Source organism: Polaromonas sp. JS666 (assembly GCF_900103405.1).
In the GTDB taxonomy this organism is placed as follows: Bacteria; Pseudomonadota; Gammaproteobacteria; order Burkholderiales; family Burkholderiaceae_C; genus Polaromonas.
Map to the genome: position 1 here is coordinate 61,055 of NZ_FNHX01000008.1, position 19,163 is coordinate 80,217.

General features: G+C 58.8%; 16 protein-coding genes. 8 read left to right on the top strand and 8 right to left on the bottom strand.

The annotated features are described in order from the left end of the window. Positions 1 to 5: 5 nt before the first annotated feature. The 6 genes from BLQ85_RS18290 to BLQ85_RS18315 all read left to right on the top strand — a co-directional run bounded on the left by BLQ85_RS18290 (position 6) and on the right by BLQ85_RS18315 (position 6,835). Positions 6 to 1,973, top strand: coding sequence for a tetratricopeptide repeat protein (locus BLQ85_RS18290; protein WP_254806475.1), 1,968 nt, complete (start codon positions 6 to 8; stop codon positions 1,971 to 1,973). A 20-nt stretch (positions 1,974 to 1,993) separates the two neighbouring features. Continuing rightward, a complete protein-coding gene (locus BLQ85_RS18295) occupies positions 1,994 to 2,881 on the top strand; it encodes a glycosyltransferase family 2 protein (RefSeq protein ID WP_074579008.1) in 888 nt (295 codons plus the stop codon). A 95-nt stretch (positions 2,882 to 2,976) separates the two neighbouring features. Further along, positions 2,977 to 4,074, top strand: a complete 1,098-nt coding sequence (locus BLQ85_RS18300; protein ID WP_074579010.1) for a glycosyltransferase family 4 protein — start codon at positions 2,977 to 2,979, stop codon at positions 4,072 to 4,074. Further along, positions 4,071 to 4,934 (top strand): NAD-dependent epimerase/dehydratase family protein, encoded by an 864-nt coding sequence (locus BLQ85_RS18305; RefSeq protein ID WP_074579012.1) that lies wholly within the window; start codon positions 4,071 to 4,073, stop codon positions 4,932 to 4,934. The genes BLQ85_RS18300 and BLQ85_RS18305 overlap by 4 nt, the downstream gene beginning before the upstream one ends. After that, positions 4,931 to 5,911 carry a glycosyltransferase family 2 protein gene (locus BLQ85_RS18310; RefSeq protein ID WP_074579190.1) on the top strand — a complete coding sequence of 327 codons (981 nt, stop codon included), beginning with the start codon at positions 4,931 to 4,933 and terminating at the stop codon, positions 5,909 to 5,911. Before BLQ85_RS18305 ends, BLQ85_RS18310 begins: the two co-directional genes overlap by 4 nt. Before the next feature lie 273 nt (positions 5,912 to 6,184). Beyond that, positions 6,185 to 6,835: a methyltransferase domain-containing protein gene (locus tag BLQ85_RS18315; RefSeq protein WP_254806476.1), complete on the top strand. Its 651-nt coding sequence runs from the start codon at positions 6,185 to 6,187 to the stop codon at positions 6,833 to 6,835. 25 nt (positions 6,836 to 6,860) lie between these two features. Here the strand turns inward: BLQ85_RS18315 and BLQ85_RS18320 are convergent, their stop codons facing one another. The 4 genes from BLQ85_RS18320 to BLQ85_RS18335 are packed head-to-tail and all read right to left on the bottom strand — an operon-like array spanning position 6,861 to position 11,676. After that, positions 6,861 to 8,660 carry a glycosyltransferase family protein gene (locus BLQ85_RS18320; protein ID WP_074579016.1) on the bottom strand — a complete coding sequence of 600 codons (1,800 nt, stop codon included), beginning with the start codon at positions 8,658 to 8,660 and terminating at the stop codon, positions 6,861 to 6,863. 13 nt (positions 8,661 to 8,673) lie between these two features. Beyond that, entirely contained in the window at positions 8,674 to 9,567 is an 894-nt protein-coding gene (locus tag BLQ85_RS18325) for a DUF5672 family protein (RefSeq protein WP_139201052.1), read from the bottom strand. Further along, positions 9,564 to 10,751, bottom strand: a complete 1,188-nt coding sequence (locus BLQ85_RS18330) for a glycosyltransferase family protein (protein ID WP_139201053.1) — start codon at positions 10,749 to 10,751, stop codon at positions 9,564 to 9,566. The genes BLQ85_RS18325 and BLQ85_RS18330 overlap by 4 nt, the downstream gene beginning before the upstream one ends. Before the next feature lie 55 nt (positions 10,752 to 10,806). After that, positions 10,807 to 11,676, bottom strand: a complete 870-nt coding sequence (locus BLQ85_RS18335) for a glycosyltransferase family 2 protein (protein ID WP_254806477.1) — start codon at positions 11,674 to 11,676, stop codon at positions 10,807 to 10,809. 682 nt (positions 11,677 to 12,358) lie between these two features. Here BLQ85_RS18335 and galE point away from each other — a divergent pair. Continuing rightward, on the top strand, positions 12,359 to 13,414 hold the full coding sequence (galE, locus tag BLQ85_RS18340; RefSeq protein ID WP_074579024.1) for a UDP-glucose 4-epimerase GalE: 1,056 nt from the start codon (positions 12,359 to 12,361) through the stop codon (positions 13,412 to 13,414). Positions 13,415 to 13,686: 272 nt separating this feature from the next. Here the strand turns inward: galE and BLQ85_RS18345 are convergent, their stop codons facing one another. The 3 genes from BLQ85_RS18345 to BLQ85_RS18355 form a co-directional block, all read right to left on the bottom strand. Then, on the bottom strand, positions 13,687 to 14,919 hold the full coding sequence (locus tag BLQ85_RS18345) for an ABC transporter ATP-binding protein (protein ID WP_074579025.1): 1,233 nt from the start codon (positions 14,917 to 14,919) through the stop codon (positions 13,687 to 13,689). Further along, a complete protein-coding gene (locus BLQ85_RS18350) occupies positions 14,909 to 15,694 on the bottom strand; it encodes an ABC transporter permease (RefSeq protein WP_254806478.1) in 786 nt (261 codons plus the stop codon). Before BLQ85_RS18350 ends, BLQ85_RS18345 begins: the two co-directional genes overlap by 11 nt. Positions 15,695 to 15,993: 299 nt before the next feature. Then, positions 15,994 to 16,836: a class I SAM-dependent methyltransferase gene (locus BLQ85_RS18355; protein WP_074579029.1), complete on the bottom strand. Its 843-nt coding sequence runs from the start codon at positions 16,834 to 16,836 to the stop codon at positions 15,994 to 15,996. 235 nt (positions 16,837 to 17,071) lie between these two features. Between BLQ85_RS18355 and BLQ85_RS18360 the strand changes: the two genes are divergently transcribed. Beyond that, positions 17,072 to 18,589, top strand: coding sequence for a PglL family O-oligosaccharyltransferase (locus BLQ85_RS18360; RefSeq protein ID WP_074579031.1), 1,518 nt, complete (start codon positions 17,072 to 17,074; stop codon positions 18,587 to 18,589). A 1-nt stretch (position 18,590) separates the two neighbouring features. On the opposite strand, the gene moaC is transcribed toward BLQ85_RS18360, so the two are convergent. Further along, positions 18,591 to 19,076 carry a cyclic pyranopterin monophosphate synthase MoaC gene (gene moaC / locus BLQ85_RS18365; RefSeq protein ID WP_074579034.1) on the bottom strand — a complete coding sequence of 162 codons (486 nt, stop codon included), beginning with the start codon at positions 19,074 to 19,076 and terminating at the stop codon, positions 18,591 to 18,593. Between the last annotated feature and the right edge of the window lie 87 nt (positions 19,077 to 19,163).

Sequence of the window (19,163 nt, forward strand, 5' to 3'; positions counted from 1 at the left end):
TTTGATTGGATACAAAGCCCCTTGGCATCGCCAAGGGGCTTTTTTCATTTTTGCGCATGATTCAAACCCGATACTTCGCTGCGGCCGCGCTTGTTCTCGCCGCTGCGTTGCTGGCTGTCATCTACTGGCCGGGTTTGTATGGCGACTTCTTCTTTGACGATGAACCCAGCATCACCCTCGCCCAGGGTGTGCGCCTCGAGACCTTGTCCCCGGAATCCATCCGCCAGGCCCTTGCCAGTGGCGGTGCCGGCCCGTCGGGCAGGCCGGTTGCCCAGTTGAGCTTCGCGCTCAACCACTATTTCAGCGGATTCGATCCCTTTGTTTTCAAGGCGACCAATCTCGCCATTCACTTTGCCTGTGGTTTGCTGGTATTTGCCTTGACACGGCGCGTGCTGGGCACAGCGGGGCCGCCGGCCCGGCAGCACAAGCTTTTGATCGCGTCCGGCGCCGTGACCGCGCTGTGGCTGTTCCATCCCATCCAGCTGCTCCCGGTTCTGCACGTTGTGCAGCGCATGACCAGCTTGTCGGCCCTCTTTCTGCTCGCCGCGCTGCTGCTGCATATTCGTGGGCGGGAAAGTGAGGGTCGGGCTGCCGTCGCATGGCTGCTGCTGGCATGGGGTGTTCTATGGCCGCTTTCTTGCCTCAGCAAGGAAAGTGGCTTGCTGTTTCCTGTGTTCGTGCTTGCCTGGGAACTGGTGGTGCGCAAGAATTCATTTGGCCGCCTTGATGGTTTTGCGCGCGGTTTGATGGGGTTGACGGCCTTTTTCCTGGTGGCCGGCTTGGCCTATGCGTTCTCCACGCGCGCGCAGTGGCTGTGGGCCGGCTACCAGTTGCGCCCGTTTTCGTTGACGGAGCGCCTGCTGACGGAGGGCCGGGTGCTCTGGTTTTACCTTGACCTGGCTGTTATTCCGGACCTCAAGGCGTTTGCCCTGTACCACGACGATTTTGTGGTGTCCCGTAGTCTGTTTTCCCCGTGGACGACGCTGCCGGCCTTGCTGGGGCTGGCGGGCCTGGCCTTGCTCGCATGGCGAACGCGCACGCGCGCACCGCTTGTGGCCTTCGGTATCTTGTGGTTCCTGGCCGGGCATGCTCTGGAATCCACGGTGTTGCCCCTGGAGCTCGTACACGAGCACCGCAACTACTTGCCTGTCCTGGGGATCTTTCTGGCGGCAGGGTGGCCTCTGATGCTTGCGCTGGAACGCAAGGGGACGCACAGGACGATAGGCGTCGCGCTCGCGGCGGCGATGGTGGGCTACTTTTCCCTTGTCACGGCCCTGCGCGCGCACCAGTTCGGCGACAAATTGCGGCGTGCCCAGGTCGAAGCCCGAAACCATCCGGCATCGGCCCGCGCCCAGCACGAGGCCGGAATCTCGCTGGCGGGACTGCCGGATGCGGCCTTGCGAGATTCGCCCACCTATGCTTTGGCCCGCACGCGTTACGAGCTGGCCGGCAAGCTCGACCCGAATCTCAAGATGAACTGGCTGGGGCTGATCCACCTGAACTGCAAGGCGGGGATGCCGGCAAAACAGGCGGACATCGAGGAACTGACGCGACGGCTGCGGGATACGCCTTTTGCGCCGGGCGATACAGGCGTGCTTTACAACATGAAAGAGATGTCGATTGCCGGCTCGGTCTGCCTTGCCAGGCCGGAGATGGACGCGGTGTTTGCCGCCGCGCTGGCCAACCCCGGGGCGTCGCCGGCAGTCAAGGCAATGTTGTACTCATGGCACGCCGACTATTTGTGGCTGCGTGAGCGCGACCTTGCGGCAGCGCGAAGCGCCTTGGGGCAATCACTGGCGTTGTATCCGTTCAACCCCAGCAATCGCCTCAAATGGGCACAGCTCCTCATGCTCTCCGGGGAGCTGGCGCAGGCCCGGCAACTGCTTCTGGCATTGCGGACGGAGTATTTTTCGGCCGAAGAGCGAAAGACACTCGATGACATGCTCACTGCGCTTAACATGACGGCACGTTGACACCAACCGGTCGCCTGACAATGCCCCATACCGTCCCACTCTCTATTGTCCTTCCCGCCAGAAACGAGGCGACGGGCTTGCGGGATCTCCTGCCTCGCATCCTGGCCGCGGCCCCTGAGGCGGAGGTGCTGGTGGTTGATGACGGCTCCACCGATGACACGCCCGCAGTGTGCGCCGGACACCGCGTTAAACACCTGCGGCACCCTTACGCCAAAGGTAATGGCGCGGCCATCAAGACCGGCGCCCGGGCAGCGCTTGGGGAGGTGATTGTTTTCATGGATGCCGACGGCCAGCACAAGCCCGAAGACATTCCCAGCCTGCTCGAGGAATTCAACAAGGGCTACGACATGGTGGTGGGCGCGCGGCAGGCCGGCTCCCAGGCCGGCTTGCATCGCGCGGCCGCCAACGACATTTTCAGCCGTTTCGCGAGCTGGATGGTGATGCAGCCGATTGCCGACCTTACCTCGGGATTCAGGGTGGTTCGTGCGGCCAAGTTTCGCCAGTTCCTCTACTTGCTGCCCAACGGCTTTTCGTATCCGACAACGATCACCATGAGCTTCTTCCGCGCCGGCTATGGCGTGGCCTATGTGCCCATCCATTCGCCGCGCAGGAGCAGCGGCGCCAGCCATATCCATCCGCTGCGCGACGGTTTGCGTTTTCTGCTGATCATCATCAAGATCGGTACGCTTTTTTCACCGCAAAAGCTTTTTCTCCCGATCAGCGCGGGCTTCTTCCTGACGGGGCTTGCTTACTATCTGTACACCTATATGACGGCCGGCCGGTTCACCAACATGAGTGCGCTGCTGTTCATCTCGGCGGTTTTCACGTTTCTGATAGGTATCGTCTCCGAGCAAATCTCCGCATTGCATTACAAGAATATTGATACCAGCGACCGCGAAAGTGAATAGCATGGCCGTGGGATGCCCCGGCACCTGATGCCCGCACCGTTAAACAATATTGGCTGGCTCCCATCGATCTAGAAAGTCATGGTTTGAACATTCTGATGAGCAGCACCTCCTACCCGGAAAGCCCGCAGGACTGGCGCGGCCGTTTCATTGCCAACCAGGCCGGCGCGCTGGCACGGCGCGGTGACGTTCGTCTTTCGCTGTGGGCACCACCGGGAGAGCTGCCAGCCCATGTGGCTGCCGCGACGACACCGGCGGATGCGCTCTGGCTCGCACGCCTGTCGAAACAAGGCGGTATCGCCCATCTGCTGCGCACCCGCAAGGCGCTGGCCGCCGGAACCATTCTGGCCCTGCTGGCGCGCCTGGGCCGTGCCTATCGCCGCCAACCGGCCGACGTCGTTCACGTCAACTGGCTTCAGAATGCCCTGCCTTTGTGGGGCACGACAACGCCGGCGTTGATCACGGTACTTGGCAGCGATTTTGGCCTGCTGCGCTTGCCCGGCATGAAGGCCTTGTTACGCGCCGTGTTGCGGCAACGCCGCGCGATCCTGGCGCCCAATGCGGAGTGGATGCGGCCGGCGCTGGAGCAGGCCTTTGGCGACCTTGCCGAAATCCGTCCGATTGCCTTTGGGGTGGATGACCCCTGGTTTGAGGTGGTGCGCCGGCCTGCGGCAGGCAGCGCGCGGCAATGGCTGGCGGTGACCCGGCTGACCCGGGACAAGATCGGCGACCTGTTCGCCTGGGGCGAGGGCGTTTTTGGTAATGAACGGCAGTTGCACTTGTTCGGTCCCATGCAGGAGACGCTCGAACTTCCCTCCTGGGTGCGCTACCACGGCCCGACGCATCCGGCCGATTTGCTTGAAAACTGGTTTCCCCAGGCCTGCGGATTGATCACCCTCAGCCGCCACGACGAGGGGCGGCCGCAAGTGATGCTGGAAGCCATGGCGTCGGGCCTGCCGGTTCTTGCGTCCGACTTGCCGGCGCACCGCGACATGGTGCAACACCGCGTCACGGGTTGGCTTGCGGCCGGCCGTGACGAGCTGTCCCAGGGCCTGGAATGGCTGGAGGACCCTGTGCATAACCAGGCCACAGGGCAAGCGGCTCGAGGATGGATCAAGGACACGATAGGCACCTGGGACGGCTGCGCCGGCCGTTATGTGGCTGCCTACCAGAATCTTCTGGAGCGCAGCGCGTGAGGCGCGACGACGTATTGCTGCTGGGCGGTGCGGGCTTTATCGGTAGTGCCCTGGCCAGGCGCCTGCACGATGAGAAGAGGACTGTGCATATCCTCGGCCGCCAGCAGGAGGCGCAGCTTGAGCAGGTGCTGCCCCAATGCGGCACGGTGGTGCACCTTGCCTGCTCCACCACGCCGGGCGTGTCCGCTGCCAGCCCCGGCCTGGAACTGGGCAATCTCGCCTTGACCCTGCGCCTGCTGGACTCGCTGAAAAACCAGCCGCAGACACACCTGATCTTCTTTTCATCGGGAGGAACGGTGTACGGCAACCCCCGGAGCCTGCCCGTGACGGAGGGCAGTGCTATCGCGCCACTTTCCAACCACGGGGCGAGCAAGGCCTCACAAGAGCTTTTTTGCGGCGCGTTACGGGCTCGCGGCCATGCCGTCACTATCCTTCGCCCTTCGAATGCCTATGGCCCCGGACAAACGGTGAAAAGCGGCTTTGGCTTGGTGCGCACCGTGCTTGAGCATGCAAGGCTAGGCACGGAAATGGAAATCTGGGGCGACGGTGAGAGTGTGCGCGACTTCATTCACGTCGACGACGTCGCCGAGGCGTGCGCGCGTCTGGTGTCTCTGCCGGAAGACAGCGGAACTTACAACCTTGGCAGCGGCAAAGGGCATAGCGTCAATGAGGTGCTGCGCATTGTGGAGAGCGTCGGCGGGCGCGAGGTAAAGAGAACCTATCGCCCGGCCCGCACGGTGGATGTGCGCAATATCGTGCTGGATATTTCGCGGCTGGAAACCCGCCTGTCCTGGGCGCCTTGCATTCCCCTTGAAGAAGGGGTTCACGGGAGCTGGCAATGGCTATTGGATCAGCCGTGAAATCACACACGGACGGGAGCGCCGTGTCGCGCGCCGGGGCAGAGGCAGTTTCTTTGCAGGAAGGCGCTTGCGGCGCGTCCCTGGGCCTGGTGTGCGCGATTGTCGTCGCCTATTACCCCGACGAGGAATTCAAAACACGGCTTCGTAGCCTGTTGCCCCAGGTGGCGCGTGTAGTCGTGGTCGACAACACGCCGGCGGAAGGCGTCGTGCGCCGGCTGGACTTACCGGGGGACGCAGCAAAAATCCATCTGGTTTCAAACCGGGCCAATCTAGGCATTTCAGCCGCGCTCAACCAGGGCCTTCACCACGCCTTGGATGCCGGATGCACATGGGCGCTGACGCTGGACCAGGATACCCAGTGCTTTCCGGATATGGTGAGCACGCTTCTTGGCGTGTCCGTAGCATGCACGCCGACGCCGGCAGTCGTCGGGGGGAACTACCTGGACCCAAGGAGCAAGCGCCCCGAAGTGGCGGTCGGGGAGGCTGGGGCCTTCCTGGTGCGAAAAACAGTCATTACCTCCGGATGCCTGGTTGATGTGCGTCTTGCGCTGGCAATGGGAGGATTCCGGGAAGACTATTTCATCGACCAGGTGGATCACGAGTTCTGCTTGCGAGCCCAGGCGCATGGCCATCAAGTGGTCATCAGCCGCAAGCCCGTCATGACGCATAGCGTCGGCGAGTCCGGCGGGGTGCGCCTTCCCTTGTTGGGCATACTTCCGAATCATCCGCCGGTGCGCAAGTACTACATCGCCCGCAATACGGTGGTCACCGTGATGACCTATTGGCGACGAGAGCCCGAGTGGTGCCTGCGGCGGCTGGCGCGCCTGCTGCTGGGGCTTGGGGGCATGGCTCTTCTGGAGAAGCAAGGCTTTGCCAAAGTCCGCGCATTCGCGGGTGGCGTCGCGGACGGCTTGCGCGGGCGCATGGGCCCCTGCACGAGGGAGCCAGTGCTGCGACCTCGCTCCGGCATATCCTGAATTCATTCAACGCCTGTTTTGGTCGCCAACCCATCCCGATTCCAGCCCTGAACTCTCGGTAGTAACGCGATGATTCGAAGAGCCATTCACATACTGCAATCGCGCGGAATCAGGGGCCTTGTGCGTGCGGCCATAGTTCGTGGGCGCGGCTTGCTGGCGAAACCATCCGCGCTGCTGCCGACTTACCAGGACAGGTTTATAGGCAAATGCGGAATCGAGATTGGCGGACCCAGCCAGGCCTTTTCACGAAGAGGCGTCTTTCCTGTCTACCCCATGGTTGGAAATCTCGACAACTGCAATTTCGGCGCAAGCACGGTGTGGGAGGGGAGTCTCCAGCAGGGGAAAACCTTTGTGTTTGATCCGGCAAAGCCCGCCGGCCAGCAGTACCTCGCCGAGACAACGGCGCTGGGTCAGCTCCCATCTGCCGCTTATGATTTTGTGCTGTCTTCGCACATGCTGGAACACACCGCCAACCCCATACTAGCCCTGCTGGAGTGGAAGCGCTTGTTGACCGACCACGGGACCCTGGTGCTTTTGCTGCCCGACAGGCGTTATACCTTTGACCATCGCCGGCCGGTGACCACGCTGGCGCACCTGATAGATGACTTCAAGGCCGGAAGGGGAGAGGATGACCTGACGCATTTGGAGGAGATTCTGGCGCTGCACGATCTGAAGCGCGATCCCGATGCGGGTGATATGAAGGCCTTCAAGGTGCGCTCCCTGCGCAATGTGGAAAACCGTTGCTTGCACCATCATGTGTTCGATGTGCGCCTTGCGCGTGAGCTCGTGGAGCACATTGGGATGACGGTTCACGCTGCAGAAGAGATACGGCCGCATCACATTCTGTTGCTGGCTCAAAACAAAGTGCTGAACGCACCGCCCCAAGCCCTCATTCTTGAGGAGACAAGGCCCAGGGGGTGGTAAAGAGCCACGTCGGAAAAAGGTGCGCCTAGCGGCGCAAGAAACTGCGTAAAAAGCGCAAGGTGCGAAGCATCGCCAGCAGGAGGCCATCGGACCTGACGACGGCGAAGAATTCTTCGTAGAGCCGCAATAGATAGCTGCTATAGGGCAGAACAGGCCAAATAAGAGCCGACTTGAGTCCCAGGTATTTGAACGAAATGAATTTTGGCTTGGAGGATGACTTTTTTACTTGTGGATCAAAGGTGTTGACGGCGCTGAGCGAAGTTACCGGATCCGCGTGCGGTGCGGTTCGCCCGGTCGTCACGGCTTCCAGCATGCGTTCCACCTCCGTGATGACGGTTTCGGGGGCTACAAAATTCCGGCAGTGCGAGCCTCCATACAAGGGGCAGCGCAAGATGGCGGCGCAGGGGCGGCAACTCAGGCCTTTCTCCAGGGACAGGTAATTTTGTGCTGGCCGCGCGTTTGAGTTTTCGGGTCGTGTGTTGGCGAACAAACAGATGGTGGGAAGCCCCAGAACGTGAACGGCATAGTGCACGGGAAAAGAATCCATTCCCACCAGAAGGTGATGAGTGCGAAGCAATCCGACGAAATGCCCGTAGTCCTTGAATGTTGTGATCCGGCACTTGGGATGGTCGTACTGCGTCGACGCAAGAACCGTGACCGAATATCCTTTGGCGCAAAGCAAATCAATCAACTGCTCTTGCTGGTCTTCAGCGTAGATTTTCAGTGGCCAGCCGCCATCAAAGTGAAGCAGGATTTTGTGAGGGCCGCCGGAGGGCTTGGGCACGAAAAGGTCAGGCCCCGATTTCCGGGGAACCAGTAGCTCCGCGCGTGAGCGAAGGCCTTCACCCAGACCAAAAATGTATTGATCAATAAGATGGAATTTTGTGACGTTGTAAGTTCTGGAGGACCGGTAATAGCCATAAAAGCTATCCTCGGGCAACTGATTGCAGAAGTGTTCGAAATAAGTAGGGTCGGAAGTTACATTGCCGCGCTTGAAGTCCTCGCCTCGATTAGGCACGGGCAGATCTATCGGCAGCACTGCCAGTTCGGGCGCATTGTCGGCGACTATGTCTTCATAGGCTCTGTTAATGACGATGCGAGATACGGGTGATCTGATGTGCTTGAATGCGATGCTGAAAAACAGCAAATCCCCGGCGTGGTAGGGCATGACGGCGGTAAACGGAATGTCGTCCCTTTGGCGTTCGGCTTCATGGTGATCACTCGCCTTGACGCGAGAAGCCAGTATCCTTACGGCTCTGTCGGCCACCCAGTGGTAGATGGATCGATTTCCCTCAAACTGGAAGCCGTTGTGGTCGCACCACCGTAGAGAGACGCGGTTGAGCGGGATGTCCGGGGTAGCTGCAAAATACGCTCGTTGCAGCAGTTCAGCGTCTGTCGTGCTGTTCACGGTGGAAAGCAACGCCAGGAAACGGGAATCCTTGCTCGTCAGAGAAGCGGGAAGCAAGTAGCCAGTAGGCAAGCCCCGGTCATCGCTGAGTACGGCCATCTCGTGGGTTGATGCGACCTTTCGCAATGCATCCAAAACCAATGCAATATTTAGCTGATTTATCCTGAATAAGGGGTTGAATATGAACTTGGGGGTTTCCTGGCCGGGCTCTTCCAGCGAACAGAGTCGCACAAACATCTCCTGCACATACCGGGCGGGAGTTCCAAAGGCCGAATCAAAGATTTCCGAAAAGGAAAGAGCGCTTCTGGAGATTGTGAAGCTGTGAATTACCCAGCTCTGGCTGCCCGGGTCGGACAGGACGAGACTGGATTCGTTGATGATCCCGAGTTTCATTTTCTTGTGCGGGACGGCTGTCATTTAGTCTGGATTCTCACGGCTCACTCCTGCGTATGAAGCCCCGAATTCGAGTCAGACGCCGGAAAGTGGAGCGCAGGAATAAAATAAAACCTGATTCCCCGAGGATCGCGGCGATCACTCTCGCTGGCAAGGCGTTCGCCAGTCTCAAAGGGGAAAGCGTGGATGCATTTTCGGAAAAAGCCTGTAGCCGGCGCCGAAAAACTGCGACTGCATCCTCTCTTCTGCCTTTTGCCAAAAGGTTCTTCGCAAACTGCAGGCATTGACTCGACCGCAGGATGTCAGGCGTCAACAGCGCCAGAAAGTCATGAAACTCTTCGTGCTTCACGCACGTCCCCATGTTGTACAGGGCATGAAAACCGAAGGGGACACTTTTGGGTGTTGTGGATTCGAAGGAAAAGCGTTCCGCCACCGCTTCAGGCGCAAATCGAATACCGTAGCGTTGTTCCAGCAACGGGCGGTATTGGCGGCAAATGACCACATCTTCGGGATGCGTTTCTACGATTTCCGGATCACGGAGGGCTTCCAGCAAGCGTTTCGATCGCAGCGAAAAGCCGCCATTGCCCACCCGATAGGCGTCCTTCTGGAATTCCCAGGTTGCACCTATGTAATCGTACTGAAGGAACTCGTCCGTCCAGGCGGATGGATTAATGACGTAGCCGTCCCATTGCACGAGGAGGACATGTGAAGTGTGTACGTGGTCAACAAGCGTCTTGGCCACAAAGTGGGAGTATTCGGCGTGACTTTGAAGTGGAGGTATGCGTTCCACGCGCAAATCAGGCAAATCGTGAAATCCGCTGGTCAGGAGCAGCGTTTCCGCGAACGGAAGCGCGGACATGGACAGCCGCAAGGCACGAACTGCCAAGGGCTGGTTCACACAATCGACGCAGCAAAGCGTGATGCTTTTCATGGGTCAGCGTTGGTGGGGCCGGGCTTCTGTCTGCTGGACTTTATATGGCGAAAAAAATTGTGGACAACGCGAAATGGCGAGGCCAGCCGCCACCCGAAACTCGATTTGACGCGCAAAACTTCCTTGCGAAGGCCTTCTATTTCCGACTCGCGGCCGCGTAACACTTTCACCAAACGGACGTACTGGGCGTGCTGTTTTAAAGCTGGTATGGCATCGGGAATACGCAGCTTTCTGATGGGGAAATCGCTGCGCTGCGCCAGAAGATGCTCCAGGTTCCGGCGCAGGTGGAGCGAGTTTGCCGCCCGGCTCGCGTGCGCATCCAACCGGCCGAGGGCGCCCGCATACCCGTCAGTCATCTCGCGGGCAATGGTCTCCGGTTTCTTTTTCAAGAAGCCGCGGCCGGAGAAATTATTTTGGCCGGCGAGGTCGAAGTTGCCCTCGTCGAGCCAGCCCGGTCCGCCAAAGTGATCGTAACAATAGACGGGAACCTTCAGGGCGAGGCAATAAGGGACGGTTTTTCCGATAGTGAGCACTGCGTCATAGTTTCGCAAGAGCTTGGCGCTGATCAAAGCCTCGGTGCCGCCAGTCCCAACGTGCACAACCTCGACCCCGTTCTGCTTGAAGATTTTTGCCGCCTGCAGAACTTCCGGCGGAGGATGGTTGCTGATGATAGCCATGCACTTCAGTACCGGACTGTGAAATTTCTTGCTGTCCGCCCAGTAGTTACCGGGTACTGCGTTAGCGAAGACGAGCACTTGATCCTCTCTCAATCCAGAGGCATTGACGATGTGGTTCTTGTTTTCAATGGAGTGGACCAGGAACAGATCGACAGGTTCTCTGTAGTCGGGCATCGCTTCTAGAGGCTCAAAATGGGAGAGGCTACAGAAGACAACTGTGGCTGCTTCCACTCCGCGGATCAAGAGCTCATACAGAACGGGCGCATGGTGTACCCATACTAGGTCAAACCTGGCGTTGCCGATGGCCAACGGCTCGGCCAGCATATCGATAACTTGAAAGCCCTGCTTTTCAAACTCGAAGACCATGGGCGCACCAGGTAGCAGGGTTGCAACGCAAACTTCCCATCCCATTTCCCGGAACTCCACAGCAAGCTCTAGAGTGAATACTTCCGAGCCCGCGTATCTGGCCAAATGATGCGTGGCAATTAGCGCGCGTCGAAGTTGCATGGAGTCCACTTGGGAAATGGCGTGTATTTCTATCGATGGTTGATTCAGGAGGGCCTCAATGGATCACGACCGCATTGCTAAAAAGCACCTCACCCCACTCAAACAGCGGCCTGGAGAAATCCGATTGAGTATGAATGGCTTGGCCCTTGCGGGCCAACCATTTTTGCCCATAGGTTTCAAAAGGGAAATACTTGATGTAATAGTCACAGGTCTCCTCCCACTGCGCAAGCGAGATTGCCTTGCCGTAATGCTGGCAATGGAAGTCGGTGATTATTCGATCTATCCCCGTTGGTTCCCGCGCAATTTGCCCCTCGAAATGAACGCGCGGGGAATTTCTCCACAACATCAGGATATCCCTTCTTTCAGGACCGAAAAATTTCCGGGAGCCGAGCAAACTTTGCCCCGGCATAAACGGCGCATGGTCATCGGGCGTCATATAGGCGTCAAACAGCTGGACGCGAATCCCATCGCATTGAGCAGCTGAAGGGCTGCCAAGAAATTCGCGGATATTTCCAACCAAGCGCTCGTCGGCGTCGAAGCAAAGAGCCCACTCGAAATTCAACCGTGAACGCGCAACCTGAAGCGCCAGTTCTCTATCCCTCGTCTCGGTCGAAGGACGCGCGGCAACATCACCTTCCCATCGGGAATTTGCAATGACTATCGCCACTTTTGGATGATTCTGAAGAATCTCCAGCGTTTCATCAGTGCTTGCGTCGTCATACGCAACAATCGCATCAACTTGCGTGCCAAGGTGATCAAGCGTATCGCGCAAAATCAAGGATTCGTTTCGGACCCGGGTAATGCCAACAAGAAGGTGTTTTTTCTTCAGCAGAGCCTCATTGCAGATGAGGACGCGTTCGGACTCCCGCAAACGAGCGCGTCCGGTTTTTCGTAGCCACCAATCACCAAGACCAAGTATGTTCACGCGCTATCTCTCCTTTCCTCCGAGGGATTCCTTTGAGATTGAATTTTGCCCAGGCGCTCACGCTCCACTGTGGTCCTTGCCGTTGTGACTATTTTGTCCCTGTTCCAGGCGGAGTTTGCTTCTGCCCGCCGGAAGTGCGCGCGAGCGCGCGCTTGCTGGATTCGACCCGGCTGGCCGAAAAAAAGCGGTGCCAACTGTCGAAGACAATACGCATGGGTTTTAAAGCGGCCGTGCTCTGGCGCGGGAGGCACTTCCCATGGATGCACCCAAAAGGCGGCTTGGCTGACGCTTTGCGGTACCTGTTCGGGTGAGGTCTGCATGTTTTCAGTTGTAGTTGACTTTACAGGAGATATACCGTGAAACCAGCGATGATTGGCGGCCGCAATCAGGTCGCGCATTGGCATCAATACCATGCACTCCCGTCCCGCGGGTGGCGGGCTAGCAAATCTTAGCTTAAGACGCGGTAAGGTGATGCAATGAGTGGTGGATTCAAATTGCGATGTCATCGGATTCATCATCGTGTATCGAATCCTCTTGCGTGGCGGCGATGGGGCGCGAAAGCCTCCACCGGTCGATTAAACGATGAAGAGCCGATTTGCGCGCTGTGGCTGAGCCATTGCCCAATCCCTCTAGCCGCGGCTGTACAGTATCCCGGCACCAAACACTCCAATAGAATGGTCTGATGGATGATTCGAACCAAGCCGCTCTGAGTCGCAGCACAGTTCTTGTCACCGGTGCGGCTGGTTATATCGGCTCTCATGCTGTCACCGAACTGCTACGGCAAGGTTGTCGAGTTGTGGCGGTTGACAACTACAGCAACAGCTCGTCCGAAGTTTATGCACGCATCGAACGCCTGGCAGGCGCGAGTTTCGTGCGTGCGGAAGTGGATGTGCGCGACGACGCGGCGCTAGACAAATTGCTGTCTCAACATCGCGTAGATGCCTGCATTCACTTCGCCGCGCTGAAGTCGGTGAGTGAATCAATGGCCCAGCCGCTGCGCTATTTGGACAACAACGTGGGCGGGCTGTTGACCTTGTTGCGGGTGCTACGCAAGCACGGCGTGCAAGGGTTTGTCTTCAGCTCTTCCGCAACAGTCTATGGTGACCCGGTGCGGGTTCCCGTTCCCGAGGTGGCCTCTCTTAATGCGGTCTCAGTTTATGGCGCGACCAAATTGATGGGGGAAAAGATTCTTCAGCAACTGACGGCGATTACGCCAGAGTTTGAGCGGCCGTGGCGCGTGGTGGTCTTGCGTTACTTCAATCCGGTGGGGGCGCACCCCAGTGGCCAAATCGGCGAGGCGCCGCGGGGCGTGCCGAACAACCTGATGCCCTGCGTGGCACAAGTCGCAGCCGGCTTGCGCCCCAAGCTCAATATTTTTGGTGACACGTACCCGACACCTGATGGGACCTGCGTGCGCGACTACATTCACATTCAGGATCTCGTGGCGGGGCATGTGGCGGCACTTAGACATCTTCTCGGTGACGGTGCCAGTCTCACCTTGAACTTGGGAACCGGCCTGGGCACAAGTGTCAGGCAACTGGTGGAGACTTTTATGCAGGTGAATGGCGTGGCTGTGCCCTACGAGGTCGTTGCCCCCCGGGCGGGTGATGTCGCCCAATGTTTCGCTGACCCGTCGCTGGCCCACCAAGTGCTTGGATGGCGGGCCCACCATGATCTGGCCGACATGTGTCGTGACGCATGGCGTTGGCAATGTTCCCGCCCGCGAAGCCATGCTTGAATCCACTCCGGTTGGCCGTTAGGCGTGATGGTAGGTCTATCGTGACGGCTTTGGCGTTGCCGATGATTCATGAGGCTTGCCGTGTTGCCGTCAGGGCCGGTAACCCGTGTCTCCCTACCCAAGGGCTCGGTGAAGCTGCTTGTGCTCTGTGTGGTATTTGGCGTAAAGGGACATAGCTTCAACCTTGCGGTTGACGCCTCCTGCCGACGGTGGGGCCGGCCCATGTGCGGGCGGCGTTGTCGCTGCCCGGCTATTGGATTCTGAAATGTCGCTTACCAACGCCAAGTATGGGCACAGGCGACCTCGCCTTCCCACCGAGGAATTCCCTTGAGACTGAACTCATCCACCACTTCGAACGAAGCGCATCGCTCAAATTCATCGTAAGCGAACATGGCGTCACGGTCGCAAACATTCGCCGAAACCCAATAGTGACCAGGCATAAATCCGATGCTAGGCAGGCAGAGGTTAATATCCTGCACGGTTTCCGAGAGGAAGATATTGTCGCGAATGGTGTTGAAAATCGCGATCAATTTCCCCTGATCGTTGTGGATCAATACCCCCAAGCCGAATTCTGTCGAAACGGGTGTTGATCTGGAAAACTGCAGAGAGAACCGCAGCACCAACCTACCGCCTACTTCCAGGCGCTCGTTCTCGACGGCGGCATTTGCAATCGCGATGATCTTGTTTTTCGCCGATTGCTGGTCGCCACTCTGGCTTCCCTCGAGGTGCGCGTGCGAATTTTTCCTTGATTGACTTTCCCTGCGGACGTCTTGTTTTGTGTGTTCCTGGTAGGCCGCACAAACTGTGGGCGCGTCGCCGCTTTGCATCACTTCCCCACCGTCCAGCCAGATTGCCCGCTGGCAAAAATTTCTGACTGCGGGCATGGAGTGGGTCACGAGAAGAATGGTTGTTCCCGTGCTTTGCAAGCTTCTCATCCGTGTGATGGAGCGCTCCTGGAACTCCATATCCCCCACTGCCAAAGCCTCGTCCACAATCAGAACGTCTGGATCGACGTTGACGGCTACCGCCAACGCAAGCCGGACAAACATGCCGCTTGAATAGATTCGTACCGGCTGATCAATAAACTCGCCGATATCGGCGAAGGCCGCGATCTGACCGAAACGCGCGTCTATCTCGAATCTTTTCAGGCCCATCACCGCGCCCTGGAAGTAAACATTTTCCCTTCCCGTGAATTCCGGATTGAAGCCGGCGCCTAGCTCCAACAATGCTGAAACTCGTCCATTGATTTTCACCGAACCCGAGCTTGGTTTAAGAATGCCGCAAATCAACTGGAGCAAGGTGCTCTTGCCGGATCCGTTGCGACCGATGATGCCGACGGTTTCCCCTCTTTTTATCTCGAAAGAGACGTCTTTCAGCGCAGTAAATTCGCGGTGAAAGCGTACTCTTCCAAGCGTAAATGCCTGCTTGATCCGATCGCCCGGGTGGCCGAAGATTCGATAGGTTTTGGTCAGATTTTTGACGGAGATGGCGGCATCAGAGCGCATCGGCAAACTCCTCCCGGCTGTGCTGGAAAAAAGCATAGCCCAGCACCGACACAAGCAGGCAAAAGCCGAGTGCCATGCCCCATGCACTCCAGTCAATGGCTTGTCCGGTGACGACGGCTCGGGAGGCTTCGATCACTATTCCCAGGGGGTTGTAGTGATAAACAGGGCGCAGAGCGGCTGGCACCGCGCTCATCGGGTAGAACACCGGCGACAGAAACATCAGCATTTGCACAAATACCGGCAGGATCTGGGTCATATCCTTGATGAATACGCCCCAGGCCGCCACAAACCAGGAGAGTCCGAGCGCGAGCAACAGAACGGGAAGCAGCAAAAGCGGGAAAAGCACGATCTGGCCATGGAGGCCGCCGACCCATGCCAACGCAGCCACCAGGATCAGGAAGTTGAAGATGCCGTGGACCAAGGCCGCACCAAGCGGAACTACAGGCAGGATGTGCACGGGGAAGATGATCTTCTTCACAAAGCTGGGATAGCCGCGCACGGAGGCTGGCGCGCGAGAGACGGTCTCGGCGAAGATATTAAAGGTGATCAGGCCACCGTAAAGCAGCAACCAGAACGGCAGGCCGTTGTTTTGCTGGGGCCAGCGGGTCTGGAAGACCTGGCCGAAGATAAAGGCGAAGATCGCGAGCATCAGCAGCGGACTGAGGAAAATCCATAACACGCCGAACATCGCGCCCCTGTAGCGGAGCAGCACATCCCTCTTGATGAGTTGCCCGAGCAGATAACGATGGCGCCAGACATCGGAAACGATACGCAAGGGATTTAGAGCCGTTGCGCTCATGGCTTTGGGCGCACACCACAAGTCTGTAAACAGGAGGAGGCTCTGTCGGGGCCTGGCAGTGGTCGCTCACGTGTGATTTGCATGGTTTTTGGGGCGGCTGGTTGGGGGCGCACGCAGCCGGTTTTCGGCGATTTCGGTATGGAACGCCACGATGCTAACGTATGAAGACCGCAAAGACGATGGGTTCCGTGCCTGGGAGCCTAAGGGGCAGCACAGAATTCGGTCAAGGGGCAAAAGCTAAGTTATTCATCGACCGATGATCCTCTGAAATGCTGTCATTTCGCGACAAGGTGCCGGGCAAGCAATCTTCGGATTTTTTTCCAGGTAATACGACGAATCGTCGGCAATCCGTGCCCGGTCCTGGGATTCGGTGGGTTTCCTCGAACGCCGATGTGGACGGAACTGTTCAGCGAAGCGTAAGAGAAGCCATACTTGTTGAAAAGTAGCCGGAGGCTTGTTTTGGAGTGGAGGGTGATGTGGCCGTTTCGGGGGCCGGCATACCACCAGTCCAGCCGGCGGTTGGTCAACTGGTCATCGGTTGCGTGAGTGCAAATGATGAGCAGGCAGTCGGCGGCAGCATATCTCAGCATGTCTTCCATGCCCAATATGGGGTGAGGAATGTGCTCAAACACCTCTATTGCGGAAATGACGTTGAAGCCGGAAAAATCTTTCGACGGCTCAACCGGATTGGAAATCGGATCGCAGGCGTGGAAGTTCCATCCTTTGCTCGCGAGAATGGAGGCCGTTAGGCCATTACCGCTGCCATAGTCCAGTGCTTTAACGGACGATTTGAGGGGGGACAGAAATTCATCCAGAAAATCAGCGTTCTGTCTTGGCCTTATCTCAACGTACTCCGGGTCGTATTTAACGTAGTCGTCGTTGTAGACGAATTCGGAAAATCCCTCCTTGTCCAACTCATCAAGGCCGGTTGTGAAAATGAGGCCGCAACTTTCACATTTACGGTAATAAATCGGGATGCCGGACAAGCCAGTAGCGTAGTAGTCGCCCTGGCTGCAAAATTTCTTGAAATCCACGACGTCAAAAAGATGAGCGGCGCTGCCGCATATTTTGCAGGGACGCGATTCCACGGCCTCCACTTGTTGCAGGGTTCTACGCATACTCACCTTTTAGAATTGTTCCGGAGTAGTTTCCATCCATGACCATACTTTCAACCGGTCTCGATATAGCGCCACGATGCTAACGCACGAAGGCGACGACCGCTTGGTGCCGGGGGCAGCATAAGGCCTATGGGGTAAATTCAGGCAATAGTCCGAATCAGGTAATTTCGCTTACCCCGGCCTCCTCGTGCTCCAGCGGTCCGGGCATGATCAGGTCTTCGATTAGTTCATGCCCATGCCACTCATTGCACCCCTCATCTTCCTCGCACTCCCCTGGCTCAACCCGCTTGCGCCAGGCCCCTCACCGGGCGTTGTGCCCTGGCTGGTGTCGCTTGCCGCGGCGGCGGCTCTGATGTTCCTGGCCTCGCTGCGCGCCATTCCGGACAATACGACCGGTAACGCCTCTTTTGCCCAGCGCTGGGTGGCGCCGGCGGCGTGGGCCTGGCTGCTTGCCGGCCTCGTCAGCAGCCTGATTGGCCTGCTGCAATACTTCGGCGCCGCGGCGGCGCTGGGAACATGGGTGAGCCAGACGCCGGCGCCCGGGGAGGCATTTGCCAATCTTCGCCAGCGCAACCAGTTTGCCAGCCTTACCAATATCGCCCTGGCCGCGTTGGTCTGGGTCGCCGGCCGGCGCGATGCCGCAGGGCCTGTCCGGTGGCTGCCATATCTGGGGGCTGGCCTGCTAGCGGCTGGTAACGCCGCTTCTTCTTCGCGTGTGGGCTTGCTGGGGCTGGCCGTGCTCTGTGCCCTGGCCGGGCTGTGGGGTGTGTGGCGCCAGCCCCGCGTTTTGCGCCTTCTGCTCACGGCGGTGCTGGCCTATGCCGTGGCGACGCTGGCGCTGCCCTGGCTGCTGGGCTTGGACCCGGCGGCGCACGGCATGCTGGCCCGGCTGCGCGGCGGCGAGCTGGCATGCGCGAGCCGCAAGATACTATGGTCCAACGTGCTGGAACTGATCTTGCAAAAACCCTGGCTGGGTTGGGGCTGGGGCGAGCTGGACTACGCGCACTACGCCACCTTGTATGCCGGGCCGCGGTTTTGCGAGATCCTGGACAACGCCCATAACCTGCCTTTGCACCTGGCGGTGGAGCTGGGTATTCCGATGGCATTGCTGGCTTGCGGCATTGGTGGGTGGTGGGTGCTGCGGCGGCGGCCATGGCGCGAGGCGGATGCCGCACGCCAGCTGGCCTGGAGCGTGCTGGCGGTGATCCTGCTGCACAGCCTGCTCGAATACCCTCTGTGGTACGGGCCGTTTCAGATCGCTTTTGGCTTGTGCGTGGGGTTGCTGTGGCGCAGCGGCGATGCGCCGGAGCCCGGCGCGCCAAGCGCGCCTGTTTGGAGGCGGCTGCTGGCCCTGGCGGCAATGGTGTGTTGCGCCTACGCCGCATGGGATTACCACCGGGTCAGCCAGATTTACCTGGCTCCGCAGGACCGCGATGCGGCCTACCGTGACGGCACCCTGGCCAAGATCCAGGACTCATGGCTGTTTCGCAACCAGGTCAGTTTCGCCGAACTGAACCTGACGCCCTTGACGCGCGACAACGCCCGGTGGACCTTCGATACGGCGACGGCCTTGCTGCACTATTCGCCCGAGCCGTCGACGATTGAAAAAGTGATTGAAAGCGCCGTCATGCTGGGGCTTGACGACGAGGCTCTGATGCATTTGGCGCGTTACCGCGCGGCTTTCCCGAAGGAGCACGCGCGCTGGGCCGCGGCCAAGGCCGGTATGCCCGAAGGCTTTGGGCGCTTGCCTTAGCTCAGGAATTGGTGAAGCTGCCGGATTTCCCGCCGTGCTTTTCTAGAAGTTTCACGTCGGTGATGGTCATGGCGCGATCCACAGCCTTGCACATGTCGTAAATCGTCAGCAGCGCCACCTGCACCGCGGTGAGGGCCTCCATTTCCACTCCCGTGGGGCCGACGGTTTCCACAGTGGCGCGGCAGGCGATGCTGGAATCGCTCTCCTGCGGCAGGAAGTCGATGGCCACGCGGGTCAGGGCCAGCGGATGGCACAGGGGGATCAGCTCACTGGTTTTTTTGGCGGCCATAATGCCGGCCACGCGCGCTATGCCCAGGACGTCCCCCTTTTTGGCGTTGCCCTGAAGAATGATGGACAAGGTCGCCGGATTCATTACGATACGGCCCTGCGCAATGGCGACACGGTGTGTGGCCGCCTTGCCCGCCACGTCAACCATATGGGCCTGGCCTTGGCCGTCAAAGTGGGTGAGTGCGGGAGGGGAGGCCATGCTTTTACGAAACCTTTACAACGGGCCCTCATCATAAGACCATGTTTGCGAGTCAAAGTCCCCTCAAGAGCCGTTTGCTGGCGGCGG